The following is a 26,578-nucleotide window of genomic DNA, read 5'->3' as shown; positions in this document are numbered from 1 at the left end:
CCGACGACACGTCGCGTTCACGGCAGGCGCAGCAGCCGCAGCGGGTCCGTCCGGATGCCGAACCGCGTGCGGAGCACCCGCCGGGCGGCGTGCAGCCCCGCCATGCCGTGCACGCCGGGGCCGGGCGGCGTGGACGCCGAGCAGAGGTAGACCCCCGGCAACGGCGTGGCGTACGGGTCGATCCGGGGCACCGGGCGGGCCACGGTCTGCCACAGGGTGACGGCGCCCGCCGCGATGTCGCCTCCGACGTCGTTGGCATCGTGCCGTTCGACGTCGAGCGCCGTGCGGACGCCGACGGCCGCCACGAGATCGCGGAATCCGGGGGCGAACCGTTCGATCTGGGCGGTCACCACCGCGCTCACGTCCACGTCCGAGCCGTTGGGCACGTGGGCGTAGGTCCACAGGGTGTGCCGTCCCGCGGGGGCGCGCGTCGCGTCCACCACGCCCGGCTGCGCGGCCAGCACGTACGGCCGGTCGGCGTGCACGCCCCTGGCCACGGCCCGCTCGGCCGCCACCGCCTCGTCCCGTGTGCCGATGAGGTGCAGCGTTCCCGCCAGCGCACAGCCCGGCGCCGACCAGGGCACCGGCCCGGTCAACGCGAAGTCCACCTTGCAGGCCGCCCCGCCGTGGCGGAACCGTCGAAGGGCGCGGACATAGGAGGGCGGAAGATCGGCCTCGGCGATCCGGAGCAGACCGGCGGGAGCGAGGTCCAGGAGCACGGCGTTCGCTGGAGGCAGCTGATCGAGCCGGTCGATCCGGCTGCCCGTGATCACGCGGCCGCCGTGCGCGACGAGATCGCGGACCAGCGCCTCGACGACGACGGCGCTGCCGCCCTCGGGTATCGGCCAGCCGACCGCGTGGGCCAGCGCAGCCAGCAGCAGCCCCGCGCCTGCCGGAGCGAGTGCCCTCGGCGGGGCGATCGCATGTGCCGTCACGCCCGTCAACATCGCGGGCGCCGTCGCACCGCGGAAGCGGAGATTCCAGGCGGGCGAACCCTGTTCGGCCATGCGACGGGCCAAGGCCAAGGCGGTGATCGGGTCGGGCGGCAGACCGCGCAGGTCCGACATGGCGACGCCCACCAGACCCGGCCACGCCCGGACCAGCGGCGCCAGCAGGCCACGCCAGGCGCGGCCGTCGACACCCAGCTCCTCGGCCGTCCGGTCGAGATCCCGCCACGCCAGCCCGGCCCGGCCGCCGTCCAGCGGATGCGCGTAGGCGACCTCGGGCTGGAGCATCCGGACGCCGTGCGCGGCGAGGTCGAACGCGCGGAAGAACGGGGACGCCAGCCCCATCGGATGCACCGCCGAACACACGTCGTGGTGGTGCCCCGGCACCGTCAGCTCCTCGGTCCGAGCCCCGCCGCCCGGCGTCGCGGCAGCCTCGTGGACCTCCACGCGCAGGCCTGCCCTCGCCAGGATCACGGCGGCGGCCAGCCCGTTCGGCCCGGCGCCGACGATCACGGCGTCCACGGCGTGGCGGCCGCGTGGACTCACCCGCCGCCGCGGCACCGGCGTCGGGCGCGTTGGTGATCGGCGCGGGACTCCGGCTGGTTCGACTCCCATGACGGTCATCATCACAAGGGGCGACACGGCCGGCATCGCGCCGTATCGGATCTCCCCCTGCGTGCCGAAGGCCCCGGACACGGCCGGTCGTCGACGCGGCCGAGACCGTCGCACCGGCGCCGGGCGCGGCGATCGGCCCGTCGGAAGAGGCGAGTCAGGCCGCGCGCCGGCCGCTGATCGAGCGCAGTCGACGGCGTCCCGACCTCGGCAGCTCCGGGCCGGACAGCCTCACGTCGGCCGTGGGCGACGGGGCGGCGGGCGAGGCGACGACGCCGGGTCTGCCTGGTTCGGGACTGTGCCGGGACTCCTGCCGATGTACCACGGTGAGCAGTCCGAGTCCGATGATCAGCAGGCCGTGCGAGAGCACCCGGCTCACCGTCACGTCTCCGGCGATGAGGTCTCGCACGCTGAACACCGAGAGCACCAGGACGAACCCGCCCACCAGCGGCAGCATTCCCCGCGAGTGCCCCGTGCGCAACGCCGCCCAGAGCATGCCCAGTCCCAACGCGAGGCTCCATGCGGTGCTCTCGTTGAACAAGTGCGTCGACGCCGCGTCGTCGTGGCCCATTCCGTGGTCGACGCCCAGCAACTGTGCCGCGCCGAGAGCCAGCTGCGCGACGCCCACCGACGCCAACGCCGTCCGGATCGCCTTCTCCCGACGCCCCGAACCATGCGCGGCGAGGATGGCGTCGGTGAGGTCCGGGGGCGTCACCGCCGGCCTGACCCGCATCGATCGAGCCAGCAGTGTCGCCCGTCGCTGCCAGGACCGACACTCCGCGCAGGTACGCAGATGCTCGTCCGTCTCGTCCGTCCGCGCGGGTTCGGCCTCGGAATCCAGTCTTGCGGACAAGGCTTCACGGCAGGTGTCGCACTCCACAAGAAGAATTGTCCTCCATTCGGCGGACCGGGTCAGTATGACGACTGCGCTAATCTTCCGATCTGTGACCTGGCCGGTCGACGTCGACGTCGAGACCACCGAGTCGGCACTCGCGGCGAGTGCCGGCGATCGTCACGCGCTGGAACGATTCATCAGGGCCACGCAGCACGATGTCTGGCGTTTCACCGCCCACCTCGCGGGCACGGGGTCGGCCGACGACCTGACCCAGGAGACCTATCTCCGCGTGCTGCGCAGTCTGCCGGGGTTCGAGGGCCGCTCCTCGGCACGGATCTGGCTGCTGTCGATCGCCCGCCGTGTCGTGGTCGACCAGTTCCGCAAGGCCGGGCGGCGGCCTCGGCAGGTGCACGGCATCGACCTCACCCAGCTCTCCGACGACCGGCAGCTGCGGGGAAGGGCTGCCGCGCCCGGCGGCTTCGAGGAGGCCGTGGAGCTGGATCTGCTGATGGCCGGCCTCGCCCCGGAGCGGCGGGAGGTGCTGGTGCTCACCCAGCTGCTCGGTCTGTCCTATGAGGAGACCGCGCAGGTGTGCGGGTGTGCGATCGGCACGGTGCGCTCGCGCGTCGCCCGTGCCCGCGACGAGTTGATCCGCGCCATGGACGAGTCGCACGACACCGGGACGGCGTGACGCGGTCACGGCCCGGACGCAGGCGGGCCCGGGCGGTACCACCCGGGAACACGCGCCGACGCCGGTCGACCGGCCGCGGACCCCGTCCCGATACGCCCGATCGGCGCCGTTGTGTCGCCGGTCACGCTCGGCTACGCTGAGCGGCGCCGCCACAGGAAGCCGGGAACCTGTCGTCGGGCCGCTCTGCGGGCCCGGCCACCCACGCCCGCCCGCGGGCCGCTTCCTGAGGTAGGTCATGAGAAGACGAGTCGCATCCCTCGGTGCCGCCGTGTTCGCCCTTCTGCTGTCGATGTTCGTCGTGATCCCCACCGCCCACGCCGAGGCGGGCTTCCAGGTGAACGACGGCAGGCTCTACGACGCCAACGGCCAGGAGTTCGTCATCCGGGGCGTCAGCCATCCGCACACCTGGTTCACCTCGGAGACCACCCGATCCCTCGCCGACATCAAGTCTCTGGGCGCCAATACCGTCCGCATCGTGCTCAGCAGCGGTGACCAGTGGACCGAGAACAGCACCGCCGACGTCGCGAACGTGGTCAGCCAGTGCAAGGCCAACCGGCTGATCTGCATGCTGGAGGTGCACGACACCACCGGGTACGGCGAGCAGGCCGCCGCCGTCAGTCTGGATCGCGCCGTGGACTACTGGCTGCGCATCCAGGACGCCGTGATCGGCGAAGAGGACTACGTCCTCGTCAACATCGGCAACGAACCATACGGCAACACCGACTACGCGGGCTGGGGCGCCGACACCTCCGCCGCGATCAACCGACTTCGCGACGCCGGATTCGACCACACCCTCGTCGTCGACGGGCCGAACTGGGGTCAAGACTGGTCGGGCACCATGCGCAGCCAGGCGCCGGAGGTCTTCGCGTCCGATCCGCACGCCAACACGGTGTTCTCCATCCACATGTACGGCGTCTACGACACCGCCGCCGAGATCGAGGACTACCTCCACCACTTCGTCGATCAGGGTCTGCCGATCATCGTGGGCGAGTTCGGCCACAACCACTCCGACGGCGACCCCGACGAGGACACCATCATGGCGACCACCGAAGACCTCGGGCTCGGCTACATCGGCTGGTCGTGGAGCGGCAACGGCAGTCCCGTGGAGTATCTGGACATGGTCCACGGCTTCGACGGCGACAGCCTCACGCCCTGGGGCGAGCGGATCTTCCACGGAGCCGACGGCATCGCGCAGACCTCCCGGGAGGCCTCGGTCTTCGGCGGCGGCTCGGACACGACGGCCCCGACGACGCCGGGTACGCCGAGCGTCTCGGCGGTGTCGGCGAGCAGCGTCACGCTGACCTGGGCGCCGTCCACCGACGACGTCGGCGTCACCGGCTATCAGGTGGTCAGGGTGGCGGGCGGCCAGGAGACCGCCGCGATCAGCACGCCCACGAACTCGGCGATCGTGGGGGGACTGAGCCCCGACACCGACTACACCTTCGCGGTGTACGCGCGCGACGCGGCGGGCAATCGGTCGGCGCGATCCGCCACCACGACCGTCACGACCGAGTCGGGCCCGGCCGCCGGCTCCTGCGCGGTGACCTACCGGGTCTCCGGGGAGTGGAACGGCGGCTTCCAGGCCGAGGTCACGATCCGCAACACCGGGACGAGCCCCGTCGACGGCTGGACACTCGGCTGGAGCTACCTGGACGGGCAGACGGTGACCAACGTCTGGGGCGGCGTCGCGACTCAGACCGGTGACACGGTCACCGTACGCAGCGTCGACTACACGGCGGCCATCCCCGTCGGCGGGTCGGTGTCCTTCGGCTTCCTCGGCAGCTGGACGGGCGCCAACAGCGCGCCCAGCGCGTTCACCCTCAACGACGGGAGCTGCACGCAGGGCTGATGCGCTGCGGTGACCGGGCGGGTCTCACGTGCGACGACCCGCCCGGCACGGCCGGACGGAGCGGGCCCGTCAGCCGACGGCGCGCCCCCGGCTCTCGGCTCGCCCCCCCGTGCGGCCCGCCTCGGCACAGCCGCTTCCCGAAGCCGAACGGCCTCGACGACCCGTCCCGCCGACCCTCCCAGGGCCCGCGTCCAGCGCCTCCGTGACGGTTCAACGGCTCTCGTGACGCACGACCACGCCTGCGGCGTCGTCGATCCGGTACCCGACACCCCGGACAGTGCTGATCACGTCGACGTCGTCGCCGAGCTTGGCTCGAATGCGCCGGACGTGCACGTCCACCGTCCTGGTGCCCGGCTGCTCCGGTGCGGACCCCCAGAGTCGCGTGATCAGCGAGTGGCGCCGGTGCACCCGGTCGCGGTTCTCGCACAGGAACAGCAGGAGGTCGAACTCCAGCCTGGTCAGCTCGATCGCCGTGCCACGGCAGGCGACGCTGCGAGCGGGCACGTCGATCAGCACGGTCGGGGCCTGCCGCGTCAGCGGGACGACACGGCCCCGGGGCGGCGCCTCTCGGGGCGCCTCACCGGAGGAGAGCCGCGGCGAGGCGGCACGCACCGTCGTCCCGCGCACCGTCACGGTCACCGAGTGCGGCCGGACGACCGTGCCGATGACCTCGATGAGCCTGCCCGCCAGCCCCGTCGGATCATCGAGGTCGGCGTCCAGGGTGACGGTGACGGCGGCCTGGCCCGACGGCTCGTCGGCGGGCTCGGCGGCGGAGGTCGTGGAGAGCGGAGGTGTCGAGGTCGGCTGCGCCATGGGGATTCCTCACGGAGGGCCTGAGCGGGACGGGTCTCGCCGAGCGGACCTCGAACAGGCCTGAGTGGACACCCGAGCGTAGTCCACGTGACGACGTCGCGTGAGTACGGTGCGGAGCACAGCGCGATCGCATCAAGCTCACGGATCGGTGTCAACGACTCTCAGTGGCTAGGACGACGACGGCCGGTGAGATCCCGACGTCGAGCGTGCGACGACGTGCGTCGCCCCGGCCCCGCCGGTGTGCAGCGGATGCCGCTCATCACCCGATTCGGAACCGGGTCCCCGGTCGCGGCGGGGATCCGACCGTGTCCGACATCCGAGGTTCGACATCCCGGGTGTCCGACATCCGGGCGCGCGCGCTGGTGGGACATCGAGTGCCGGGCCCACCCGCACGGTCGACGCCCTGCTCAGCCGCCGGTGTCCGCCGTGCGGCGGGCTCACCCGCCGCCGAACTCAGTCCTCCAGCTCGCGGTCCCGCTTGCGCTTGCCCTTCTTGCGCTTCGGGTTCTTGATGTCGGAGCCGCCCAGCACCGAGTACGAGCGGATGCGGATCACGGGCGAGTTCTCCAGTACGGCGCTCTCGTCGATCTTGACATCGTCGCCGCCCAGCAGGTCGAACCCGCCGGACTTCTCCACTCGGACGCCGCGCGGCACGATCACCGTGTGCCCGCCGAGGATGCTGACCAGGGTCAGTTCGACCTCGGGCGCGTCCAGCTCGGCGTCGCAGAGGTTGATGTCGCTGCCGCCGAGCAGGCCGAAGAACCCCATCCGACGCCGGACCCGCCAGCGTCCCTTGAGATCGCTGCCGCCGAGCACGGCGAGGTTCCACTTGCGCTCGCCGCCCTCGGGCTCGAGCTTGCCGTCGGACCGCACCGCCAGCGGCTGCTCCTGCGCGGCGGGTGGGGACACCGGCAGGTCGGCCACCAGCGTGTCCAGCTCGCTGCGCGTCGTCGCCTCGTAGGCGAGTCCGACACGGTGTGTGAACTCGTCGAGGGTCAACCGCCCCTCGCCCACGGCCTGGTTCAACAACGCGGCGATCTCATTACGCTCGGCATCGGAGGCGCGGACCTCCGGGTTTCGGTCCGGTTGTTCCGTCACGGTCATGCACCCTACGGGGTGAGCGGATCCCCGCGCACGGGCACTGGCGGATCAGCCGACCGGCAGCAGACCCTCCGTGTCGTGGATCACCCGACCCCGGAGCACGGTGGCCCGGCAGACCGGCAGATCGACGCCCGGGTCCACCGACGGCAGCCGGGGGACCCGGGAGCGCGGGTCGGTGGACCACCGGGCGATCCGGCTGTCGGAGACGGGCGTGACCAGCTCACCCGCCGTCCAGATCGCATAGGTGGCCGACGCCCCCGGCACCAGCGTTCCGGTCAACTCCTCGGCGGCGCCCGCCGCCCGCCAGCCGCCTCGGGTGTGCGCGGTGAACGCTGCCCTCGGCGAGATGCCCGCGCCGGGTGTGCGGTGGTGGACGGCGGCGCGCACGGCGGCCCACGGGCCCACCGAGGTGACCGGCGCGTCCGAGCCGAAGGCCAGGGACACGCCCGCCGACGCCAGCGTCGCGAACGGGTTGAGTCCGGCGGCACGCTCGGCGCCCAGCCGTTCGGCGTACATCCCGTTCTCGCCGCCCCACAGCGCGTCGAACATCGGCTGCATCGAGGCGGTAATGCCCCAACGGGCCAACTCGGCCGCCTGATCGGCGTCGACCATCTCCAGGTGCTCGAGACGATGCCGCCGCACCGTGAGCGCCCGCAGCCCGACGGCGGCCTCCGCGAGCCGGAATCCCTCGATGACCGCCGAGGTCGCGTCGTCGCCGATGACGTGGAAGCCCGCCTGAAGGCCGTGTCGGGTGCACTCCACGAGGTGCTCGGCGATCTGCGGCGGCTCCAGGTAGCGGTTCCCACGCGTGCCCGGCGCGTCGAGGTAGGGCTCGCGCAGCGCGGCCGTCCGGGAGCCGAGCGCCCCGTCGGCGAACAGGTCGCCCGCCAGCCCGGCCACCCGCAGCCTGCGGGCGACGCCCACCGCGCCGAGCTCCCCCCAGTACCCGACGACCTCGGGCAGGTCCTCGGTACCCGCCAGGGCGAGCAGATCGAGGAGGTCCTGGGAGTCGGAGATGTCGGGCCCCGCGCACTCGTGCACGGCGGCGATGCCCTGGGCGGCGGCGTGCCGCAGGAAACCCAGCTGGGCGGCACGCCGCGACGCGCCGTCGACGCCGTCGCGCGCGACGCCGCGCACCAGGTGATGCGCGTCTCGGGCCAGCGGACCGTCCGCGTGGAACCCCGTCGCCGACCGCGCCGCGGGAACCATGGCGAGCAGCGCGCTGGAGATCAACGCGGAGTGGACGTCGACCCGGGACAGGTACACCGGCGTCGCGCCGACGGCCGCGTCGATCTCGGCCCTGGTCGGCGGCCGGCGCTCCGGCCAGCGGCTCTCATCCCAGCCGTGCCCCCACAGGACGCCCCCCGGGTGGGCGGCGGCCTGCTCGGACAGGCGCTGCAGGCAGTCGGCGAGTGACGGACAGTCGGTGAGGTCCAGCCCCGTCAGCAACAGGCCCGCCGAGGTCGCGTGGACGTGCGAGTCGACGAAGGCGGGTGCCACGAACGCCCCGTCCAGATCGATCGTGGTGGCCTGCTCGCCGAAGAGGGCGTCGCCCGCCGCGTCCTGGCCGATCCAGACGACGACGCCGTCGATGGTCGCCATCGCGGTGGCGTCCTGGCTGGCGGGCGAATGAATCCGACCGCCCCTCAACAGGAGAGCGGTGGGGTGCGCAGTGGTCGTCACAGTGGTGCAGTCTGCCCCGACCGCCCCGGACGGGCGGACAGGGTGTGAGGTCAATCGCGATCGACGCCGGGCTTCGGATCCCCGACCCGGCCCGTCCCCGGTCCGTCGACGTCACGGGGATCGCGGGGCTCGGAGAGGGCGGCCGGACCGCCGGGCGACGAACCGGTGGACGCGGGGCCGCCGGGCGTCGGATCGATCGTCTCGGACAGCACCTCGCCGTCGATGACCTCGCCCTCGACCACGTCCCCGCGAGCGCCCGCGCCCGGAATCGGCCCGTCCGGGCCGCGGGGACGAGATCCGAACGGCGGAACCCCCGGGCCGCCCGCCTGCGCCGTGAAGGGTCCGGTCTGAGTGACGAAGCGCGGGCTGCGCCGGATCCGACGCGCGACGAGCGTACGACTACCGGGGATCAGCAGGAGCAGTCCCGAGGCCGTCGTGATCAGTCCGGGGATGAGGAACAGGATGGCCACGACGATCGTCGTCGGATCGGCGGAGTCGGCGGGAAGCCTGCGATGCCGCATCGCCTCCTGCATGGCCGCCATCGCCCTGCTGCCCTCCCTGCGGAGCAGGTAACCGCCCAGGACGCTGCTGCCGACGACCAACAGGAGTGTGGGCAGCACCCCGATGAGGTTGCCCACCACGATCAGGGCAGTGATCTCCAGGAGCATCAGCAACAACAGAGGCACGTGGGCGGCTCCCTCGAGGATCGGCCGCCCGAGGCCCGGGCGGCTGGCGGCTCGTATCGACTCAACGAACGGGACGTCCGTTTTGCTCCCGCCGCCGACTTCGATCGTAGTGACGACGGCCGCCTGTTCCCCGTACCGCCTGCCGCCGAGCCCGCCGGCGTGCGCTCCATTCCCGGTGAGCGAGGTCACGCGGTCGATTCGCGCCGTCCATCCGGTCGAGCGCGCCCGGGTGCCGCCGCGACGACCTTCCCCGCGGCGCGGCGAGTCGATCACTTCGCGTCAGGAGAAGAGCTGTTCACGCGGTGCTCGACCACAAGGAGCCTTGACAGACCGGATCACCTTGTCACCAAAGCATGTCGGTTCGCCCGATTCGGTGGTGGCGCATTTCACTGTCATGTCACCCTCTGCGCGTGAAGTCCGAGCGAAGGCCGACCCTCAAGCTGCCGTGGACGCGGGCACCACGCGCCGCACTGTCCAGCCCCTCCACCATGCTGGTCGCGGTGCTGACCGGGCTCGTCCTGTCCTTCGTGATCGCGGGCGCGGTGCTGCACGTCTCCACGGTGGGCAGCGCGGCCGTCCAGTACAGCCTGGACCGGCTGTGTCCCCAGGCGGTCGGGCCGAACGTGGTCGGCGAGGAACTGACCCCGGAGAGCTCCGCGACCCTGGTCGAGTCGGCCCGCGAGGCCGCCGTCGAGCACGGCTTCGACGAGGTGGTCGCCGGTCGCTACACCTACCCGCAGCGGGTCGAGTTCGACGACGGCATGCCGATCACCCGATTCGGGCACCGCGATCATGCGCTGGACCATCTCGACGTGATCGAGGGGGGCGACCGCAGCGGCCTCTGGGTCGCCGAGTCGGTCGCCGAACAGGGCGGCATCGAGATCGGCGACCGACCGGCGGCCACGGGCGCGTTCGAATCACCGCAGGTGACCACGATCTACGCGGACCTCACACCGCCGCAGGACGACTTCTGGTGCACCGAGGAGGGCACCGTCACGGTGCGTCCCCTCGGTGGCGACTTCGAGGACGCGCACGTCACCTTCTTCGCCGACGGCGACGAGTTCGACGACTACCTCGATCAGTCCGGCGATCCCCTGATCACCACCGTCCGCTACCCCGTCGAGTCGCCGCAGACCCCCGAGGACGCCACCGCCTTGTCCGCGCGGGCGGCGTCGCTGGTCGCCGACGTACGCGAGACGGCCGCAGGGTTCTCCGTGTTCGAGACCGTCAACGCCAGGGCCTATCTCGACCGGCCCGTGGAGCTGTCCCACGAGTCCAGCAGGACCGTCACCCTCGCCGTCCTGCCGTTGACACTGGTCAGTCTGTTGGTCGGCCTGGCGGGCGTGGCCGCTGTGGCCGTGCAGTGGTGCCAGCGCAGGCATACCGAGATCCGGCTGCTCTGGTCGCGCGGGATCTCCCCCGCCGCGATCGGTGGCAAGGCCGTGCTCGAACTGGGGCTGCCGCTGACGGCGGGCATCGGGCTGGGCGTCGGCACGGCGGCGGCCACGCTGCGGCTGTTCGCCCCGGCCTCGGTGATCCAGCCGGGGACCGAGGCCCTGTTGTCGATGATCATGTTCGGCGTGGTGATCGTCGCCGTCGGTGTGCTGGCGAGCACGGTGGCACTGCGCACCAGGTCGACGTTCCAGCGCGATCGAGTCCGCGGCGGCGCACGAAGCCGCAGGCTGCTGGTGCTGCTGCCGTGGGAGCTGGTGAGCGCGGGCCTGGCCGTCTGGGCGGGCGGTCGGCTGTGGGACGGCGCGTTGACCGTCGAGACCGGCGAGGTCATCCCCCGGATCGATCCGATCGCCCTGGCCTTCCCGCTGCTCGTGGTGCTCACGGTGGCGGGGCTGGTCGCCCGGCTGCTCAACGGCTCGCTGATCCGATCGCACCGGCTGCAAATGTGGTCGCGGCCCGCGGCTCAGCTGGGCATCCGCAGGCTCGCCGCCTCCCGAGGCACGGTGACGGGGGTGCTGGTCGTGGCCCTGTTGGCGGTGGGCACGATCGCCGTCGGCGACGGCGTCGTGTCGGCGCAGCGGCAGGCCTTCGACGCGAAGTCCGGGCTGAGCGTGGGCGCGGAGAGCTCGGTGCAGATCGGGAACGCCGAGGTGCGGGACGGCCTCGTCCTGCCCGACTCCCTGGCGGGCCGGTCCACCATGGTGGGAGTGACCACCCGGGACATCCCTGGTCAGGGGCGAGACGGCCGGATCATGGCGATCGATCCCGCCACCTTCGTGGCGGGCGCGTACTCCGACGAGACCGCCCTGCACCGGCAGATCCGGCAGCAGATCGACACGCTGGGCCCGGCCGACGCCGACGGGGTGGTGCCCGCGATCGCGGTCGGCGGTGCCGCCCAGGGCACGGTCGACACCGGCCGGGGGCTGGAGGTCCGCACCACCGGCTCGCTCGAGGGCTTTCCCGGACTCTCCCGGGGCTTCGGCTATGTGATCTCCTCGGCGGCGGTGGACCAGCCGTCGACGCTCGGTGCCTGGTACGTGTGGTCGACGCTGGAGCTGACCGCGGTGATCGACGCGCTCGCCGCCGTGGACGTCGTCGCGTTGAACACCGCGGAGCGGGCCTCGGCCATGGACGCGCTCGCCTTCCTCACCATTCAGTGGACCTTCTCCTTCATCGTGGTGCTCGGCGTGGTGCTGGCCGTGCTGGCGATCGTGTCGCTGCTGTTGGCGGTGGAGGCCCGCCGCAGACAGAACGTGCTCTCCGGTGCACTGGCGACCCGGATGGGTCTGCGACTCCGGACCCTGGTGTCGAGCTACCTCGTGGAACTGAGCGTCGTCGCCGTGCTCGCCATCGGCTTCGGGGCCCTGGCAGGCATCGTCGGGGCGGAGCTGTCGGCGGTCCGGCTCGACCCGGCGCCGGAGGTCTTCCCGATGCCGTCGCCGGGCATGCCGCTGGGCTTCCTCGTGTGGGCGGTGCTGATCGGCGCCGTCGTGGTGTCGATCGCGAGCTGGATCGCGGTCCGCCTGGTGCGGACCGCACGAGTGGGAGAGCTGATCCGTGGCTGAGACGACGACCGCCGACCCGACCTCGCCCGCCGACGTCGAACGGGTGCTGGGGCTGCGCTCGGTGTCGATGACCTATCCGACGCCGTCGGGTCCGGTGGGCGCCGTGCGCGACGTGACGGTGGACATCCCCGCCCGAGGGCTGACCGTGTTGGCGGGCCCGTCCGGCTCGGGGAAGTCGACGCTGCTGCGGGTGCTCGCACTGCTCGATCGACCGACCTCGGGTCGGGTGCTGTTCGGAGACCGAGACCTCGGCGGGTTGGACGCGGGACGGCTGCGCAGGCTGCGGCGCAGCCGCATCGCGCTGGTCTATCAGAATCCGGCCGAGAACCTGTTCGACTACCTGACGGTCGGCGAGAACCTGCGGGCCGCGGCGCAGCTGGCGCATCGCGCCGACCCCGGCGAGGGGCTGCTGGATCAGCTCGGCCTGCCGGGAACCGGCGGGTGGCGGGTCCGGGCGCTCTCGGGCGGCCAGCAGCAGCGACTCGCGCTCGCGTGCACGCTGGCCATGGGCTGCGAGGTCGTGCTGGCCGACGAGCCCACGTCGCAGCTCGACGCGCGATCGGCCGATCTCGTGCTCGACTCGCTGCGCCGCGTCACCGCGTTGGACGTCCCGGTGATCGTCGCCTCGCACGACGAACGGCTGCGGTCCGGGGCCGACACCCTGGTGTGGCTTCGGGACGGCGAACTGATCACGGTCGAAGGGGGACGACGATGAGCGAGGCCGGGGTGCTGATCGACACGGTGGTGCTGCGGGCCCGCGGCGTGCGCCGGTCCTTTCCACAGGGCACGGGCCGCGTCGAGGTGCTGCGCGGAGTGGACCTGGCGGTGTCGGCGGGAGAGGTGGTGACGCTGTCCGGGCCGTCCGGCTCGGGCAAGAGCGCGTTGTTCTCCGTGCTCTGCGGCTTCGACGAGCCCGATGCGGGCGAGGTCCTGATCCTCGGCGAGCCGATGAGCCCGATGGTCGCCTGGCACGTCGTGTCCGTGCTGCCGCAGGCCATGGGCCTGGCGGACGAGTTGACGCTGGCGGAGAACGTGGCACTGCCGCTGCGGCTGGCACCCGGGGAGGTCGCCGCCCGGCTGGGCGACGTGGACGGGCGTGTGACCGAGCTGTTGACGACCCTCCAGGTCGATCATCTCGCCGAGCGCTACCCGTCCGAGGTGTCCTTCGGCCAGCAGCAGCGGGTGGCGCTGGCCAGAGCCCTGGCGATCCGGCCTCGGCTGCTGCTCGCCGACGAGCCGACGGCGCATCTGGATCACGAGATGGTGGGCGCGGTGCTGGGACTGCTCCACGAGGCGGCGGGCGACGGCACCTGCGTGCTGCTCTCCACCCACGACGACGAGGTACGCGCCGCGGCGGATCGCAGGCTGCGGATCGTCGACGGTCTGGTGACCGAGGGCTGACCGGCGACGGAGGGCGGGCACCGGGTCCGGGCACCCGCCCTCAGCAGCCGCTGGAGCGGCGCAGCGGTGTCCTGTTGTAGCCGATCGCCGGCTCGTTGGACCGCAGTTCCCGGATGAAGAGGTTCTCCTGCGCGCGCATCTCCGAGTCCGTCGCGGTGTCCGACTCCCAGAGGATCTGCCTGCGGACGACGAAGGCGCGACGTTCCTCCCGAGTGAAGTCCCGCGCGACCAGATCCTTGTCCACACTGCCGAGGTAGCGGATGTCGTCCGTGCGATCGCTGCCGACGTAGATCTTGCCGTTGGGGAACGTGGTCTTGTAGACGATCTTCCAACCCATGCCGGGCAGTGAACCGCCCGGCAGGCCGCGGCGCTACGTCTGATCGGGTGCGTGACATCGCTCGACGGGGTGCGATCGATCTGCGAGCCGGGTGGCCGCGCGGGGTGGACGGCTCGCAGCCGGTCGGGACGCGGTGGGCCGGCCGGGACGCGGCGGCGCGGTCAGCTCGCGGCCGGTCAGCTCACAGCCGGGCGGTACACGGAGACGTCGACGGAGAAGCCGACCTCGACGTTCGCGGGCAGCGCGGCGATCTTCTCGGCGAGGGCCGCCGGGTCCTGATGCCAGGCGTTGGGTCCCATGCCGACGACCGCCCGCACCTCGGCGTGGCCCAGCTCACGCCGCCACGTGACGGACTCTTGCGATCGCAGGACGAGGCCGGGTCCGAGCGTGTCGGCGAGCCTGCCGCGCTTGTCCGACGCCACGGTGAGCAGACCCAGCTCGCCGACCAGTTCGGCCAGGTGTCGCCCGGTCGGGGTGACGATGAGCAGCGTGCCGCGCGGGGCGAGCACCCGGCACAGCTCGGCGCCGTTGCGCGGCGCGAAGACGTTGATCGCGGCGGCCACCGAGCCGGTGCGGATCGGCAGTCCCCGCCACACGTCGCAGCACACGGCGGCCAGCCGAGGATGGGCCCTGGCCGCCCGCCGCAGGGCGTGCTTGGAGAGGTCCACGGCGATACCCACCCGGTCGGGCGAACCGTCCAGCACTCGGCCGAGATGACGTCCGGTGCCCCCGCCGACGTCGAGCACGCAGCCGTCCTCGGCGGCTCCGGCGTCGGCGACCAACGGGGCCAGCGCCGCCGAGATCGGGTCCAGATGGCCGGGGGCGAGGAACTCCTCCCGCGCGGCCACCATCGCCGCCGTGTCCGCCACGTGCGGGTTGTTCGCCCCGGACAACAGGGTGACGTAGCCCTGCCGAGCGACGTCGAAGACGTGGCCGGTCGGACATCGCAGCGAGGCGTCCGTGCGACGCAGGTCCTCGGCGCAGTGCGGGCAGCGCAGGAAGGCGACCGCGCGATCGAGAGCCGTCGGCGCGGTCATCGGGCGACCACCCTCCACCCCGTCGCGGGTCGGCTCGCCCGGCGTGTCCTGGTCACGAGCCGATACCTTAGGCGGCCGGTCGGGACGCGGTGCGCACCGGACTCGCCTGCGGCGGGCGCCGACGGCGACCGGGGTCGACGGGGCGCGCTTCCCACCTGCCGTTCGGGCCGCGGGTCTCGCCGCCGACAGGCGCCATGGCCGGTCTCCGTCGACACACCCCCGCGCGCCGGGCGCGCGGGACGAGCTGGCGAGGCACCCAGGCAGGCAGGTGGCCGCCGTCAGCCGGAGCGAGCCGCGGGCCGTCGAGCGAACAGCGAGTACCGCCAGAAGAGGTGGCGGCGGATGACGACGGCGGGCAGCAGCAGCTCGGCCGTCCGGCGGATCTCCGCGAGCGTCGTCCGCGGCTCGCTGACCGGCGCCGCGTCCACGACGGACGTCGCCCGGCCGCGTACTCGAGCGGCCAGCCGGACCGCGACGTCCGCCACGAGGTTCGTCGGGACGGCGACGACATCCGGCAGCCGATCCGCGAACGTGACCTGTCGATAGCAGCCGAGCACCGCCAGGACGCCGCCGGGCGCCAGCGCGCGATACAGCCTGCTGATCGTCTCGGTCAGCGGAAGGTGATGGAGGCTGGCGAGCGCGGCGATGTAGTCGTAGCGGCCTTCGCCCAGGTCATGGGCGGCGAGATCGACGTGCAGGTACCGGACGCCGGGCCTGCCTGCCGACAGCGTTCGAGCCGTCTCGATCACCTCGGCGGAGCGGTCCAGCGCGTCGACGGCGCTCGCACGTGACGCCAGTCGACGGGCGAAGACGCCCGTTCCGCAGCCCACGTCCAGCGCACGGCCGCAGCCGGGCGGGACCCGCCGCAGCAGGTATCGGTGATAGAAGTCGTTGTGGTTGAAGCCGGGCCGTCCCGGGCCGTCGAGCACGTGTCTCGTCCCTTCCTCCCCTGGTCCTCCCGCTCACGCGGCGGCGGAGCGGCAGGCCGGAGCCGGCAGAACCGCGGCCGCCGACCGGCGGAAGATCGCCGCCCATCAGATCAGATCAGATCAGGAAGGCTCGGATCGCCGCCGACCATGCCTGCGGCTGGTCGACGTGCGCCATGTGCCCGGCCTCCGCCAGCACCACCGCTCGAGCGGCGGGGATGATCGTCGCGGCCTCCTCGGCCAGCGCGGCCGGGAACACCATGTCCTGACGCCCGTGCAGCAGCAGGATCGGCAGGTCCGCCGCCGCGAGGCGACGTGCCGCGTCCTCGGGCCGAGCGGACGGCAGCGTGCCCGCCCGCCACGACCGCATCCACTCGGCGGAGAAGCGAACAGCGGCGAGGCGACGTCGGTATTCGGCGAGCGCGTCAGGGCGCCACACGTTGGCCGGTGCCCCCGCGAGGGCGGCGGCGCGAGTGAGCTCCGGGCCGTCGAACGCGGCGTCCGACCAGACGGCGGCCTCCGCGGCGCGGCGCTCGTCGCGTTCCGCCCAGCCCGCGAAGGCGTCGGCCGGGACCGGCAGGACGCTGCTGGAGGCGATGATCAGGCTGCGCAGCCGACGCGGCGCGGCGAGGGCCAGCCGTTGGGCGATCAGGCCGCCGTAGGAGAAGCCCAACACGTCGACGTCGGTCGCGCCGAGCTCGTCCAGCAGGACCGTCAGGTCAGCGACGACCGCGTCGGGGGTGTACTGATCGTCGGCGAGTCCTCGGGTGGACCGTCCGCAGCCGCGCAGGTCCGGCAGCACCACTCGTCGAAGATCGGCGAGTCCCAGCAGCGGATCGGCGAGGTAGGTATGGTCCCAGTCCGGACCGCCGTGGACGACCAGCAGCGTCCGCGTGCCGGAGCCCTCCGAGATCGTGACGTGGAGCCTCACCTCGGGCCCGGCGGCCACCGGAATCTCAGGCACGCGGCGCCGCCTCCGAGATCACGCCCGCCCCGGGGGTCGCGGCGATCACGGGCCCCACGGCTCGTACGGCGTCGACCGGACTCGGCACGACCGCCTCGGCGTCGCTGAACGCCCTGGGCGGCGGTCGTCTGGTGGTGAGGGATTCCGCGGACATCGCCATCTTCCGGATCTTAGCGATCGCGCGAACGCCGCCGTGATCGGCAGGCCGGCGACGCGGACCGCCCACCGAGCGGCACGTGGCGCGATGCCTCCCAGGCGCGCCACTCCACGCACGCGACGGCCACCGGTCTCAGCCCACCGAGGATCCCCGCGAGCGGCCGGCGGCACCCGGTGCTCTCGTCCCGGCTCGACGGTTGGCGAGCAGGCACGACGGACTTCTAGACTGGACGCCGATGCGCCCTCCTCGCCACCGGCTTCCGATCCTCCTGCTGATCCTCGCACCCGTGCTCGGGCTTCTGGTGCTGGTCGGCGACAGCCCCGTGCCCACCCCGCCGGGCCCGCCGCCCGGCGCCCCCGACGTGGTGGTCGCCCTGGGCGACAGCACGATGTCCGGCGAGGGGGCGGGCGACTACGAGATCGGCACCCACGGCGAGGACGGCAACTGGTGCCACCGCTCCCCCGCCGCGCTGATCAACCTCGTGGACGACGACGCCATCGACGAGCGGATCAACCTCAGCTGTTCCAGCGCCCGATCCGAACACCTGCGGATCGACGGCGACGGGCAGCACGGCACCGACTCGCAGACCACGCAGCTGGCGGAGCTGGCGGCCGAGAACCGGGTGCGCGCCGTGGTCATCGGGGTGGGGGCGAACGACGATCCCCGCTTCTCCGACGTGCTCGCCGCGTGCTTCCAGGCCTGGTTCCTGCGCAACCAGCCGGGCTGCACCCACGGCGAGTTCGAGGACGAGTGGCTGGACCGGGTCGACCGGATGGTCCCGAAGGTGACCAACGTGCTCGAGGACGTCCGCACCGTGATGCGCGCCAACGGCTACCCGGACAGCGCCTACGAACTGGTCGTGCAGTCCTATGCCTCCCCGGTGGGTCCGGACGTGCAGCGCGATCTGGGCAGCCTGGCAGGCTGCCCGTTCCGCGCCGAGGACGCCCGTTGGATGCGCGAGGTCGGCGTGCACATCCTCTCCGACGGGCTGCGGCGGGCCGCCGACACCGTGGACGCCCGGTTCCTCGACTACGCGCAGGCCGGTCTCGGCCGGGAGGCGTGCTCGGCCGAGGATCAGACCGAGGAATGGTTCACCCGGCTCACCATCGACTGGGAGGCCTTGGAGGACGAGAACCGCGCGCCGCACGCCGTGCAGGAGTCGTTCCATCCCAACGCCGCCGGGCACCGTGCCTTCGCGCAGTGCCTGTCGGAGTTCCTGGACACCGACGCCCTGGCGGCTCGCTGCCTCGCCGATCAGAACGGCGGCCTGCGGGCCGTGCCCGAGACGGGGCAGCACAGCCAGGCCACCGGCTGAGCATCCCGACCGGCCGAGCGCCCGGCGTCGCGCGGGCCGGGCGGCTACAGCGCGGGCGCGCGGTTCTCGAACGGGGTGGAGAGCACCACGGTCGTGCGCGTGGCGACCTTGGCCGCCTCCCGGATCTGACGCAGCAGGTCCTCCAGTCCCGCGGGCGAGGCGACCCGCACCCGCAGGATGTAGGACTCCTCGCCCGCCACCGAATAGCAGGACTCGATCTGCGAGAGGTGCCGCAGACGTTGCGGATAGTCGTCGGGCGCGGCCGGGTCGGTCGGGGTGAGCGAGATGAACGCCGTCAGACCGAGCCCGATCTGGTCACCGTCCAGGCGTGCCGCGTATCCCTGCACGACGCCGCGCTGTTCCAGCCGCCTGACGCGCTGGTGCACCGCCGAGACGCTCAATCCCACCCGCTCGGCGAGATCGGTGAAGCTGCAGCGGCCGTCGGCGGACAGCTCCCGCAGGATCGCACGGTCGGTCGGTTCCAGACCCGAGGTCATGCCGGGAGCACCGTCAACTCATGCGACCGGGTGTTGACCGGACGGACTCCGTCGGCGGTGACCACCACGATGTCCTCGATCCGGGCGCCCCAGCGTCCGGGCAGGTACAGACCGGGCTCGATGCTGAAGGCCATGCCCTCCTCCACCGGCAGATCGTTCCCGCCGACGATGTAGGGCTCCTCGTGCACGTCCAGGCCGATGCCGTGTCCGGTGCGGTGGATGAAGAACTCCCCGAGCCCCGCCTCCTCGATCGGTCGTCGCGCGGCCGCGTCGATCTCGGCGGCCGTCACACCGGGCCGCACCGTGTCCACGGCGGCCTGCTGTGCCCGCCGCAGCACCTCGTAGGCGTCCCGCACATCGGGGTGCGCGGGTTCGCCGAGGACGTAGGTCCGGGTGCAGTCGGAGTTGTAACCGGACTCGACGGGACCGCCGATGTCGATCACCACCACGTCACCGGCCTCGACGACGCGGTCGGACACGCGGTGATGCGGGCTCGCGCCGTTCGGTCCGGACCCGACGATCACGAAGTCCGGGTGGGTGTGTCCCTCGGCGACGATCGCGGCGGCGATGTCGTCGCCGATCTCGGCCTCGGTGCGGCCGACCCGCAGCCACTCGCCCATCCTGGCGTGCACCCGGTCGATCGCGGCGCCCGCGGCGGCCAGCCCGTCGATCTCCTCGGCGGTCTTACGGATCCGCAGCTCCCGCAGTACGGGGCCGGTGAGGCTCTGCTCGATGCCCGGTCCCGCGGCACGCAGGGCGAGCACGTGCAGCGCCTCCAGCATGTCACCGACCGCGACGCGGCGGGGCGGCGTGTCTCCGGCGGACAGCAGTTCCACGACCATGCGGTAGGGGTCCTCGCCGTCGACCCAGGTGACGATCTCCAAGCCGATCTCGGCCGCGGGCACCTCGGCGAACCCGGGGCCCTCCAGCTTCGGCAGCACCAGCACCGGGGCGCCGCCTCCGGAGCCTGCCGGCACCACCAGGGTGGTGAGTCGCTCGCGGGAGCCGCCCGCGACACCGATCAGGTAACGCAGGTCGGAGCCGGGGGCGACGAGCAACGCGTCGACGCCCGCCGCCGCGCCCGCCTCACGAGCGCGATCGAGCCGGGAACGCAGGACCTGGGCAGGAGGGAGCACAGAGTTAGTCGACGCCATGAGCGACAGAGTAGCGACCCGTCGACGGCCGGCACGGCGCGTGCCTGCCCTGATACGTGCGCGGCTCGGTTGGCGGGCGGGCGGCCCTGGCCGGTGTGGGCGGAGAAGCCGAACGGATCGCCTCGCCCGGCGGCCGGACGAGACGCGATCGTCGGCCGGGGCCGGCAGGCTGGGGCGGTGAACGCTCCCCTGGTACTGCTCGATTCCGCGAGCCTGTGGTTCCGGTCCTTCCATGCCCTGCCCGAATCGTTGACCGCCCCGGACGGGACGCCGGTCAACGCCGTCCGCGGCTTCGTCGACACGGTGTCGCGCATCGTGACCGATCGGCGACCCGCGCGGCTGGTCTGCTGTCTGGACGCCGACTGGCGACCGGAGTTCCGGGTGCGGGCGCTGCCCTCGTACAAGACTCATCGAGTCGCCGAACAGGCCCCGCACGAGGGCTGCGGGGCGGGCTCGGCCGAGGCCGTGCCGGACACGCTGAGCCCGCAGGTGCCGGTCATCCTCGACGTGCTGGCCGCGGCCGGGCTGGCGACGGCCGAGGCCGAGGGCTTCGAGGCGGACGACGTGATCGGCACGCTCGCCGCGCGGGAGGACCGCGATCCGGTGGAGATCGTCACGGGCGATCGCGATCTGTTCCAGGCGGTACGCGCCGAGCCGACGCAGGTGGTCGTCCTCTACGTGGGCCGGGGCTGGTTGAAGCGCGAGCGCATCGGGCCCGGTGAGCTGGCGACGAGGTACGGGATCCCCGAGGAGGGCGCGGGCACCGCCTACGCGGAGATGGCGATGCTGCGCGGCGATCCCTCCGACGGCCTGCCGGGCGTGCCGGGCATCGGCGAGAAGACCGCCGCGAAGCTGATCACGAGTCTCGGGTCGCTCGCCGCGTTGCGGGCGGCGGCCGAGCGGGGCGCGGCGGAGGTCCCGACCCGGGCTCGCACCGCACTGCTCGGCGCCGCCGACTATCTGGACGCGGCGCCGACGGTCGTGAAGGTCGCGCTCGACGCGCCCGTCGTGGGCAGTGACTCCGACCTCGTCCCGAGCAGGCCCGCGGACCCGGCCCGGCTCGCGGAGCTGGCGGACCGCTGGGGCATCGGAAGCTCGATCGAACGACTCACGCGGGCGTTGGCGGCGCGAGACTGAGTCGGTCGCTCCTCGGCCCGGTCCAGGCCGCGCACCGGCCGGGTCGGGGCCGCGCGTCCGAGTGCGGATCGGCACGACGGTGAGGGCTCTCGGCCGCCCGCTTCGATCCGCCCGCTCCGGCCGCCGGGCAGGACGCAGGGAGCGCGCCCGCTCCGAGCCCCGAGGGCGGCGACGTGCCGCGAACCAGACGCCGTGCCCGACCTTCGACCGGCCCGCGGCACGTCGTCCGTCAGAAGAAGCTGCCGCAGTGCGGGAGCACCGGGGTGCGGAACAGCCGATCGGCCCGACGCAGTGCCGCGGGGTCCGGCCCGCCGGGGGTGGTGATCAAGCCGGCCTCGGCGAGCGTCGACGGCGCGACGTCACCCAGATAGAGGGCACCGAGGGCGGCCACCCCCATCGACAGCGCGGCCGGGTCGTCGGTGCGACGGGCACCGTCGGAGCCGATCCGGTAACGACCGGCGTTGGCGGGCAGCAGGTCGTCCGTCAGCTCGATCACCACGGAGTCGGCGTCGCCGTAGGTGCGGGCGGCCAGTGCGGTCGGCACGTCGAGCAGTCGAAGCCAGGTCGAGTCCTGCACCGCGTCGACCCTGACGGCCCGGCGGTCGACGAGCAGCCATTCCAGCGAGTCGTCCACCGGCTGCGATCCGGCCTTGATCGCCGCGATCAGGTCGACGCCGAGCAGGAAGCGCCACAACTCCCGGATCGCCGTCGGGGTCGCGCCGTGCAGGTCGTCCACGGTCAGCTCGGCACGGAAGCCGGCCGCCTTCGAGGCCCGATAGGTGACGAAGCCGTCGGCCACGCCCTCGGCGTCGGTGTGCACGGCCGTCCGCGATAGGCCGTCGACCTTGGCGGCCCGAATCCACCAGATGTTCCACAACTCCGCCGGGCGAGCCATCATGCCCGGCCGGTGCAGGCCGATCCGCTCGTACAGGGTGGGCAGCAGCGTCTTCGCCTCGGCATCGTCCACCAGCCGGATCCGGCCGACCGGGGCGAGGTCCGGGCGGATTCGCGCCGTCAACGGGTCCACGGTGATCGATCGCGTCCGCTCGGCGACCCCGTAGCCGAACCGCCCGTAGATGGTCGCCTCGCTGGCGCGCAGGGTGGCGACGACGTCGCCCCGCTCGACGAGGTCCTGGAACTGGTGGCGTTGCAGGGCGGTGAGGATGCCGCGCCTGGTGTGGTCCGCTCGCACACCGATCCTGCTCACCGCGGCCATCCGAAGCGTCGCACCGCCGGGCACGGCCAGGGCGGACGGATAAGACAGCGCGGTGCCGGCGAGTTCGTCGCCGTCGAAGGCGCCCAGCGCCCGGCCCGGCGCGTAGCTGGGCTTCAGATCGTCCAACTGTTCGACGCTGGTGGGCCGGTGGTGCAGCGTCCCCCGGAAGAGGGCGTCGGCGGCGGGGGTGTCCGCGTCGTCGAGCGTTCTGATTCGGTAATCAAGCACGACGAGGATGATGCCTGGTGGGCGCACAGGAAGGCGAACGGCTTTCCCCGCGCGCCCGACCAGGTCAGGAAGGCTGTCCCACCTGGTAATCGCCCTCTTCGTTCTGCACGGAGATGGTGATGCTGGTCTCCTCGCCGTCCACCGTCGCCGTGCATTCGAAGGAGGTGCCCGCTTCGAGCGGCCTACCCGAGGGACAGCTCACGCCGGTGACCTCGCCTGCGCCGTAGTCCTCCTCCACGATCCGCGCGACCTCCTCGGCGACCGCCGTCTCGTCGAACACCTTGGTGTTGAAGAAACCCGGCCAGACGAAGCCGAGGACGGCCAGCGCGCCGAGGAGGACCACGACGACGCCCGTGATGATCCAGGGCAGCGCGGTCTTCTGCTGCGGCGGCGGTCCCTGCGGGTAGCCGCCGTACCCGCCGGGCTGGCCGTAACCCTGCTGGGGGTAGCCGCCCTGCTGCGGGTACCCCTGCTGCGGATAAGCGCCGGTCTGTGGATAGCCGCCGTACTCCTGGCCCGGTTGCTGCTGGCCGTAGCCCTGGCCCGCGGGCTGGCCGTAACCCTGCTGCGGGTATCCGCCGTAGCCGCCCTGCTCCGGTGTCCCACCCGAGGGAGTACCGGGGTTGTAACCCCCGTAGGGCTGCTGTCCCCACTGCTGTTGCGGGTCGTTCCCCCCGGACGGTCCGTACGGGCTGGTCATGGTTGGCCTCCGGGTCGACGCTGGAATGCGCGTAACTGCTCGAGGAATCTGAAACGGTGTCGTGCGGTCGAGCCGTCACGACATCGATGCGCGCGATCAAACCATAGCCGCTGCCCTTGACCACACCGAACGGTCGATGCCGTAGCAGTGCTGTGACCGCCGAGGTGCACTACGCCGTGCCCATCGCGACGACGCCGCGGCGAAGCGCGGTCACCGCCCGTCCCGCGGCGGCCCCCACCGGATCTCCCTTGCCGACGACGTTGCGCAGCTGATCGAGCAGGTCCACGACCTGTCGACACCACCGCACGAAATCGCCCGCGGACAGCTCGTGCCCCGCGCTCTCCGCCGCCGTCAGCACCCGTTCCAGGGACTCGCCGCGCGCCCAGCGGTACACCGGCCAGGCGAAGCCCGCGTCGGGCTCCCTGGTCCGGTCGAGTCGGTGCCGCCGCTCGTCGTCCTCCAGGTCTGCCCAGATACGGAGGGTCTCCGCCAACGCGGTCGTGACGGGCCCCTCCGGCAGGGCGGCGACCGGGCCGGTGTCGCGGCGCGACTCGAAGACCAACGCGGAGACCACCGAGGCCAGCTCGGCAGGACCGAGGCCCCGCCATACGCCGTGACGCAGACACTCGGCCGCGAGGAGGTCGGACTCGCTGTAGATCCGGGCCAGCCGCCTGCCGTGCTCGCTGATCGTCTCCTCATCGACGACCACGACGGTGCCCCGGCCCTCCGAGGAGGCCGCCACGGTGCGCTCGGCTTCCGCCGCCCCGTGCTCGATCTCGGAATCGGGCTTCGGGCCGTCCGGCTCTCCGACATCGCGACGCTCGGCGGCTTCGCCAGCGGTGGAGTCCGGCCGGGCCGGGAGGTCCGCCGACGTGGCTGCCGCCGAGCTCGTCACCGCCGTGCCGGGTGCGCCCGGCGCCGTGGAGTCGGCCGCCGCCGCGTCCACGGCCGTGTCCCCGCGCCCGGCGACAGGCGGCGCCGGGGTCAGGTAGCCCCGGGAGCGCAGCAGCGCGCGGATGCGGTCGAAGGTGCGCACCAGCGAATGAGTGGTGCCCGCGACCTTCCGGCGGAGCTGATCGTTCTCGCCCTGGAGTCGGTGGTGCCGCTCCGCCCACCTCGCGTGGTCCTCACGGGAGTCACAGCCGTGGCAGGGATGCGAGCGCAACGCACGACGCAGCGTGTTCAGCTCGCCGTCCTCATGCGGAGCGCCCGACCGGCTTCGCCCCCGAGCGGGCACGGCGATCCCCGTGTCGCGCAGCGCCGACGCCAGATCCCGCCTCGACCTGGGCGAGCGCACCTCGACGTGCTTGGGCAGCCGCATCCGCCCCAGTGCCTCCACCGGGGTCGGGAAGTCCACCACGGACAGCCTGCCCGCCCAACGGTCCTCGGTGACCACGAGCGGACGCGGCTCGTTCAACGGGTCCAGGCCGGGATCGACGACCACGGCCAGCCCGGAGCGTCTGCCCGAGGGGACGGCGATGACGTCGCCCTTGCGCAGTCGTTCCAGCGAGGCCGCCGCGTCCGCGCGCCTGCCCGCGCTGTTCTGCTTGGCCAGGACCTTCTCCCTGGCCGAGACGCGACGGCGTAGCTCCATGTACTCGTCGAAGTCGCCGAGGTGGCACCGCGCGGACTCCCGGTAGCCGGCCAGGGCCTCGTCGTTGCGTTCGATCCGACGCGAGAGGCCGACCACCGAACGGTCGGCCTGGAACTGGGCGAAGGACTGCTCCAACAGGTCGCGAGCGGCCGGGACGCCGACCCGGTGCACCAGGTTCACGGCCATGTTGTATCCCGGCCGGAAGGACGAACGCAGCGGATACGTCCTGGTCGAGGCGAGCCCGGCCACCTGGCGCGGGTCGACACCCGGCTGCCACATGACCACCGCGTGGCCCTCGACGTCGATGCCGCGTCTGCCCGCCCGCCCGGTGAGCTGCGTGTACTCCCCCGGCGTCAGGTCGACATGCGCCTCGCCGTTGTACTTGACCAGCTTCTCCAGCACCACGGTCCGCGCGGGCATGTTGATGCCCAGTGCCAGCGTCTCGGTGGCGAAGACGGCGCGGACCAGCCCGCGCACGAACAGCTCCTCCACCGTCTCCTTGAACGCGGGAAGCATCCCCGCGTGGTGGGCGGCGATGCCGCGTTCCAACGCGTCGCGCCACTCCCAGTAGCCCAGGACGGCGAGGTCGTTCTCCGGGACGCCGACGGTCTTGCGGTCGATGACGCGGCGGATCTCCTCGACCTCTGCCTCACTCGTCAGCCGCAGACCGCCGCGAACGCACTGGGTGACGGCGGCGTCGCAGCCTGCGCGGCTGAAGACGAAGACGATGGCGGGCAGCAGGCCCGCGGCACCGAGTCGGGTGATGACGTCGGGGCGGGCGGGCGGGCGGAAGCGCGCGGGGTGCGAGACGCCGTTCCGCCGGTCCCTGGGTGCCCTGTCCCGGCGCGACCCCCGCCAGGCGGGCTCGGCGCGCTCGGTGTTCTGCACCTGACGCAACAGGTGCGGGTTGAGTTTGAGCTCGCCCGCGGACTCCCCGCCGAACAGGTCCATCGTCCGGCTGCCGACCATCATGTGCTGCCACAGCGGCACCGGGCGGTGCTCGTCGACCACCACGGAGGTGTCGCCGCGGACCGCCACCAGCCATTCGCCGAACTCCTCGGCGTTGCTGACCGTCGCCGACAGCGACACCAGCCGGACGCTCTCCGGCAGATGCAGGATGACCTCCTCCCACACCGCGCCCCGGAATCGGTCGGCCAGGTAGTGGACCTCGTCCATCACGACGTAGCCCAGCCCGTCGAGGCTGGACGAGCCCGCGTAGAGCATGTTGCGCAGGACCTCGGTCGTCATCACGACCACGGGGGCGTTGCCGTTGACGGCCGCGTCGCCGGTGAGCAGGCCGACGTTCGCCGCGCCGTGCCGGGCACACAGATCCGCGTACTTCTGATTGGAGAGCGCCTTGATCGGCGTCGTGTAGAAGCACTTCCTGCCTTCAGCGAGGGCGAGGTGCACGGCGAACTCGCCGACGACGGTCTTGCCCGCGCCGGTCGGAGCACACACCAGGACGGCGTGTCCGCCTTCCAACGCCTGACAGGAGGCGACCTGAAAGGGATCGAGCTCGAAATCGAGCTCGCCGAGGAACTCCGTCAGCCGGGGATGGGCCTGACGAGACCGGGCAGCGGCGTAACGCTCCGCAGGAGACGTCGCCGAATTGTTCGAAGAGCGTGCGGCCACGCCATCAGGCTTTCACACCGGGGCGACGTGCACCCAGGTCATTACC

At 72.5% G+C, this 26,578-nt stretch carries 23 protein-coding genes; 7 read left to right on the top strand and 16 right to left on the bottom strand.

The features are described 5' to 3' along the window. Positions 1-17: 17 nt before the first annotated feature. On the bottom strand, positions 18-1,493 hold the full coding sequence (locus AHOG_RS12380; RefSeq protein ID WP_245856712.1) for a phytoene desaturase family protein: 1,476 nt from the start codon (positions 1,491-1,493) through the stop codon (positions 18-20). A 223-nt stretch (positions 1,494-1,716) separates the two neighbouring features. Further along, positions 1,717-2,439: a zf-HC2 domain-containing protein gene (locus tag AHOG_RS12375; RefSeq protein ID WP_093941493.1), complete on the bottom strand. Its 723-nt coding sequence runs from the start codon at positions 2,437-2,439 to the stop codon at positions 1,717-1,719. Positions 2,440-2,476: 37 nt separating this feature from the next. On the opposite strand from AHOG_RS12375, the gene AHOG_RS12370 reads away from it, so the two are divergent. After that, positions 2,477-3,085: a sigma-70 family RNA polymerase sigma factor gene (locus tag AHOG_RS12370; protein WP_093941492.1), complete on the top strand. Its 609-nt coding sequence runs from the start codon at positions 2,477-2,479 to the stop codon at positions 3,083-3,085. A 235-nt stretch (positions 3,086-3,320) separates the two neighbouring features. Next, positions 3,321-4,934: a cellulase family glycosylhydrolase gene (locus tag AHOG_RS12365; RefSeq protein ID WP_093941491.1), complete on the top strand. Its 1,614-nt coding sequence runs from the start codon at positions 3,321-3,323 to the stop codon at positions 4,932-4,934. A 210-nt stretch (positions 4,935-5,144) separates the two neighbouring features. Here AHOG_RS12365 and AHOG_RS30245 read toward each other — a convergent pair whose 3' ends face one another. The 4 genes from AHOG_RS30245 to AHOG_RS12345 form a co-directional block, all read right to left on the bottom strand. Next, positions 5,145-5,747: a winged helix-turn-helix domain-containing protein gene (locus AHOG_RS30245; RefSeq protein ID WP_093941490.1), complete on the bottom strand. Its 603-nt coding sequence runs from the start codon at positions 5,745-5,747 to the stop codon at positions 5,145-5,147. A 453-nt stretch (positions 5,748-6,200) separates the two neighbouring features. Then, a complete protein-coding gene (locus tag AHOG_RS12355; protein ID WP_376700025.1) occupies positions 6,201-6,845 on the bottom strand; it encodes a DUF1707 SHOCT-like domain-containing protein in 645 nt (214 codons plus the stop codon). 51 nt (positions 6,846-6,896) lie between these two features. Then, positions 6,897-8,531 (bottom strand): amidohydrolase, encoded by a 1,635-nt coding sequence (locus tag AHOG_RS12350; protein ID WP_245856710.1) that lies wholly within the window; start codon positions 8,529-8,531, stop codon positions 6,897-6,899. A 50-nt stretch (positions 8,532-8,581) separates the two neighbouring features. After that, positions 8,582-9,217, bottom strand: coding sequence for an FxsA family protein (locus AHOG_RS12345; protein ID WP_157736783.1), 636 nt, complete (start codon positions 9,215-9,217; stop codon positions 8,582-8,584). Between the two features lie 410 nt (positions 9,218-9,627). Here AHOG_RS12345 and AHOG_RS12340 point away from each other — a divergent pair, with 410 nt between their 5' ends. From AHOG_RS12340 to AHOG_RS12330, 3 genes are all read left to right on the top strand, one after another. After that, complete coding sequence (locus AHOG_RS12340) at positions 9,628-12,237, top strand: ABC transporter permease family protein (protein ID WP_093941487.1); 2,610 nt, start codon at positions 9,628-9,630, stop codon at positions 12,235-12,237. Positions 12,238-12,304: 67 nt separating this feature from the next. Continuing rightward, positions 12,305-12,952: an ABC transporter ATP-binding protein gene (locus tag AHOG_RS12335; RefSeq protein ID WP_093944395.1), complete on the top strand. Its 648-nt coding sequence runs from the start codon at positions 12,305-12,307 to the stop codon at positions 12,950-12,952. Continuing rightward, complete coding sequence (locus tag AHOG_RS12330) at positions 12,949-13,638, top strand: ABC transporter ATP-binding protein (protein WP_093941486.1); 690 nt, start codon at positions 12,949-12,951, stop codon at positions 13,636-13,638. The genes AHOG_RS12335 and AHOG_RS12330 overlap by 4 nt, the downstream gene beginning before the upstream one ends. Before the next feature lie 40 nt (positions 13,639-13,678). Here the strand turns inward: AHOG_RS12330 and AHOG_RS12325 are convergent, their stop codons facing one another. The 5 genes from AHOG_RS12325 to AHOG_RS12305 all read right to left on the bottom strand — a co-directional run bounded on the left by AHOG_RS12325 (position 13,679) and on the right by AHOG_RS12305 (position 17,062). Continuing rightward, the gene (locus AHOG_RS12325) at positions 13,679-13,975 is read right to left on the bottom strand and encodes a GIY-YIG nuclease family protein (protein WP_093941485.1); all 297 of its coding nucleotides are present in this window, start codon (positions 13,973-13,975) and stop codon (positions 13,679-13,681) included. Between the two features lie 176 nt (positions 13,976-14,151). Then, positions 14,152-15,012 (bottom strand): putative RNA methyltransferase, encoded by an 861-nt coding sequence (locus AHOG_RS12320; protein ID WP_093941484.1) that lies wholly within the window; start codon positions 15,010-15,012, stop codon positions 14,152-14,154. Between the two features lie 278 nt (positions 15,013-15,290). Next, positions 15,291-15,941, bottom strand: a complete 651-nt coding sequence (locus AHOG_RS12315; protein WP_093941483.1) for a class I SAM-dependent methyltransferase — start codon at positions 15,939-15,941, stop codon at positions 15,291-15,293. A gap of 115 nt (positions 15,942-16,056) precedes the next feature. After that, on the bottom strand, positions 16,057-16,902 hold the full coding sequence (locus AHOG_RS12310; RefSeq protein ID WP_093941482.1) for an alpha/beta fold hydrolase: 846 nt from the start codon (positions 16,900-16,902) through the stop codon (positions 16,057-16,059). Continuing rightward, positions 16,895-17,062, bottom strand: coding sequence for a hypothetical protein (locus tag AHOG_RS12305; protein ID WP_157736782.1), 168 nt, complete (start codon positions 17,060-17,062; stop codon positions 16,895-16,897). The genes AHOG_RS12310 and AHOG_RS12305 overlap by 8 nt, the downstream gene beginning before the upstream one ends. A gap of 232 nt (positions 17,063-17,294) precedes the next feature. Here AHOG_RS12305 and AHOG_RS12300 point away from each other — a divergent pair, with 232 nt between their 5' ends. Continuing rightward, complete coding sequence (locus AHOG_RS12300) at positions 17,295-18,374, top strand: GDSL-type esterase/lipase family protein (protein WP_093941480.1); 1,080 nt, start codon at positions 17,295-17,297, stop codon at positions 18,372-18,374. A 44-nt stretch (positions 18,375-18,418) separates the two neighbouring features. Here AHOG_RS12300 and AHOG_RS12295 read toward each other — a convergent pair whose 3' ends face one another. Both AHOG_RS12295 and AHOG_RS12290 read right to left on the bottom strand, forming a co-directional pair. After that, the gene (locus AHOG_RS12295) at positions 18,419-18,871 is read right to left on the bottom strand and encodes an Lrp/AsnC family transcriptional regulator (RefSeq protein ID WP_093941479.1); all 453 of its coding nucleotides are present in this window, start codon (positions 18,869-18,871) and stop codon (positions 18,419-18,421) included. Further along, a complete protein-coding gene (locus AHOG_RS12290; RefSeq protein ID WP_093941478.1) occupies positions 18,868-20,025 on the bottom strand; it encodes a M24 family metallopeptidase in 1,158 nt (385 codons plus the stop codon). Before AHOG_RS12290 ends, AHOG_RS12295 begins: the two co-directional genes overlap by 4 nt. 177 nt (positions 20,026-20,202) lie before the next feature. Between AHOG_RS12290 and AHOG_RS12285 the strand changes: the two genes are divergently transcribed. Continuing rightward, complete coding sequence (locus AHOG_RS12285; protein ID WP_093941477.1) at positions 20,203-21,162, top strand: 5'-3' exonuclease; 960 nt, start codon at positions 20,203-20,205, stop codon at positions 21,160-21,162. Between the two features lie 229 nt (positions 21,163-21,391). Here AHOG_RS12285 and AHOG_RS12280 read toward each other — a convergent pair whose 3' ends face one another. The 3 genes from AHOG_RS12280 to AHOG_RS12270 all read right to left on the bottom strand — a co-directional run bounded on the left by AHOG_RS12280 (position 21,392) and on the right by AHOG_RS12270 (position 26,532). Further along, complete coding sequence (locus tag AHOG_RS12280) at positions 21,392-22,606, bottom strand: GNAT family N-acetyltransferase (RefSeq protein ID WP_093944394.1); 1,215 nt, start codon at positions 22,604-22,606, stop codon at positions 21,392-21,394. Between the two features lie 64 nt (positions 22,607-22,670). Next, positions 22,671-23,306, bottom strand: a complete 636-nt coding sequence (locus tag AHOG_RS12275) for a DUF4333 domain-containing protein (protein WP_093941476.1) — start codon at positions 23,304-23,306, stop codon at positions 22,671-22,673. Positions 23,307-23,475: 169 nt separating this feature from the next. Further along, positions 23,476-26,532: a DEAD/DEAH box helicase gene (locus tag AHOG_RS12270; RefSeq protein ID WP_093941475.1), complete on the bottom strand. Its 3,057-nt coding sequence runs from the start codon at positions 26,530-26,532 to the stop codon at positions 23,476-23,478. Between the last annotated feature and the right edge of the window lie 46 nt (positions 26,533-26,578).

The sequence above is a fragment of the Actinoalloteichus hoggarensis genome (assembly GCF_002234535.1).
GTDB classification, from domain to species: Bacteria; Actinomycetota; Actinomycetes; order Mycobacteriales; family Pseudonocardiaceae; genus Actinoalloteichus_A; species Actinoalloteichus_A hoggarensis.
Note: the sequence above shows the minus strand (reverse complement) of the source record. Positions and strands in the feature narration are given on the sequence as shown.

Bases quoted from the DNA above. Each gene is read 5' to 3' on its own strand.
- AHOG_RS12290 (WP_093941478.1), bottom strand. From the start codon at position 20,025: ATGGCGTCGACTAACTCTGTGCTCCCTCCTGCCCAGGTCCTGCGTTCC.
- AHOG_RS12305 (WP_157736782.1), bottom strand. From the start codon at position 17,062: ATGGCGATGTCCGCGGAATCCCTCACCACCAGACGACCGCCGCCCAGG.
- AHOG_RS12325 (WP_093941485.1), bottom strand. From the start codon at position 13,975: ATGGGTTGGAAGATCGTCTACAAGACCACGTTCCCCAACGGCAAGATC.
- AHOG_RS12365 (WP_093941491.1), top strand. From the start codon at position 3,321: ATGAGAAGACGAGTCGCATCCCTCGGTGCCGCCGTGTTCGCCCTTCTG.
- AHOG_RS12275 (WP_093941476.1), bottom strand. From the start codon at position 23,306: ATGACCAGCCCGTACGGACCGTCCGGGGGGAACGACCCGCAACAGCAG.
- AHOG_RS12330 (WP_093941486.1), top strand. From the start codon at position 12,949: ATGAGCGAGGCCGGGGTGCTGATCGACACGGTGGTGCTGCGGGCCCGC.
- AHOG_RS30245 (WP_093941490.1), bottom strand. From the start codon at position 5,747: ATGGCGCAGCCGACCTCGACACCTCCGCTCTCCACGACCTCCGCCGCC.
- AHOG_RS12320 (WP_093941484.1), bottom strand. From the start codon at position 15,012: ATGACCGCGCCGACGGCTCTCGATCGCGCGGTCGCCTTCCTGCGCTGC.
- AHOG_RS12335 (WP_093944395.1), top strand. From the start codon at position 12,305: ATGACCTATCCGACGCCGTCGGGTCCGGTGGGCGCCGTGCGCGACGTG.
- AHOG_RS12295 (WP_093941479.1), bottom strand. From the start codon at position 18,871: ATGACCTCGGGTCTGGAACCGACCGACCGTGCGATCCTGCGGGAGCTG.
- AHOG_RS12300 (WP_093941480.1), top strand. From the start codon at position 17,295: ATGCGCCCTCCTCGCCACCGGCTTCCGATCCTCCTGCTGATCCTCGCA.
- AHOG_RS12370 (WP_093941492.1), top strand. From the start codon at position 2,477: ATGACGACTGCGCTAATCTTCCGATCTGTGACCTGGCCGGTCGACGTC.